Origin of the sequence: Streptococcus sp. HMSC072G04 (genome assembly GCF_001813295.1) — a bacterium.
Lineage (GTDB): Bacteria > Bacillota > Bacilli > Lactobacillales > Streptococcaceae > Streptococcus.
The window spans coordinates 484-2,211 of record NZ_KV812035.1; the positions used below are offsets into that span (position 1 = coordinate 484).

Genomic DNA, 1,728 nt, shown 5'->3' on the forward strand with positions numbered 1-1,728 from the left:
TATTTAAGGGCAGTAACCGTTTCACCAGCTTTATTTGTGTAATCTACTGGGGCAAACTTGATCTTACCAGCTGCATCATTGGTTGCAGTTGCAATCACAACATTGTCACTGTCTTTCAACTCGAATGTGAATTCGCCAGCTTTCAGTTCACGGCCTTCCAATTTCTTAGTGAAGTTGAATTCTACTGAGATTGGAACACTGTTAACACGTTTTTCAGTTGGTTTGTTTGGTTTTTCAACAGTCTTGCTTACTGGGTTGTAGTAGTTAACAACTTGTGCTGCCTTGTTTTCAATATCTGCACCAGCTACAACATCGTCTTTCACTGTTGCTGGGATATCAAATTTATAGTAGCGTCCAAATTCAAACTTAGTAGTATCAATGATTTGAGTATTTTCAGCGTCGCCAAGTGACTTCGTGAAGCCTTCTTTCAGGTTAGCTGTCAGAACACCATTGTTATCAGAGATATCGAATTTCGTCGTAACATCTGCACCAGTAACTGAATCGTAAACCTTGATATCTGAAGCATTAACAGTCAATTTATCCTTGTCGTAGTTATCTGTGATTCCTACTGTTTGGATATTTTCTTTGTTAGTTGCTGAGAATTTAGTTGTATCCAACCATACTTGGTAGTAAAGTTTTTGACCACGTTCAACTGGTTTCGTATTCAAGTTTTCATCTTCGTTGTTGGCAGTTGTATCGACATATGGATTTGTATTTGTTTCACCATATTTATCTGTCAATTCAGAATCGTCATCAACGAGCTTAGTACCTGTAATATCGAATTTCGCTTTAGAAACAACGTATTTCTCTGGTTGGAACTTAGGTTCTTCTGGAGGACGAACTGTGTTATTGAATTCTTTATCAGCTGGTTCTGTCACATTTGTGATCAAGGCCTTCGCTGTACCATCATGAGAAACAGTAACAGTTACAACTGCAGCCATTGTGTCGTACTCAACAGTTGCGTCTGTACCCTTAACCTCTGTTACAGTGTAAGTGTAAGTACCTTCTTGACCCTTCTTGTATTTAAGGGCAGTAACCGTTTCACCAGCTTTGTTTGTATAATCAACTGGAGTGAACTTGAAGTTACCGTTTGCGTCGTTGGTTGCAGTCGCAATCACAACATTGTCGCTGTCTTTCAACTCGAATGTGAATTCGTTAGCTTTAAGAGCACGACCTTCCAATTTCTTAGTGAAGTTAAATTCTACTGAGATTGGAACATTGTTGACACGTTTTTCAGTTGGTTTTTCAGGTTTTTCAACTTTCTTAGTAGTTGGGTTGTAATAGTTTACAACTTGAGCCGCAGTATTTTCGATATCTGCACCAGCTACCACATCGTCTTTCACTGTTGTTGGAATATCGAACTTGTAGTAACGTCCGAATTCGAATTTAGTTGTGTCGATGACTTGTGTGTTTTCTGCATCGCCAAGTGACTTCGTGAAGCCAGCTTTCAAGTTAGCAGTGATCACACCGTTGTTGACAGCGATATCGAATTTATCTGTTACTTCTGCACCTGTTACAGAGTCGTAAGCTTTGATGTCAGCCGCATTAAGATTTAATTTGGCTTCATCATAGTTATCTGAAATACCTACTGTTTGGATGTTATCCTTGTTAGCTGCGTCAAATTTAGTTGTATCCAACCATACTTGGTAAACCAATTTAGAACCACGTTCAACAGTCTTAGTATTCAAGTTTTCTGCTTCGTTGTTTGATGCATCGTCCGCATATGGG

General features: G+C 39.1%; 1 protein-coding gene. It reads right to left on the reverse strand.

Annotated features, from left to right (window positions below; all coding sequences use genetic code 11):
* Positions 1–1,728 (reverse strand): SspB-related isopeptide-forming adhesin (locus tag HMPREF2904_RS11955; protein WP_305366826.1); only part of this gene is annotated, 1,728 nt, incomplete at both ends.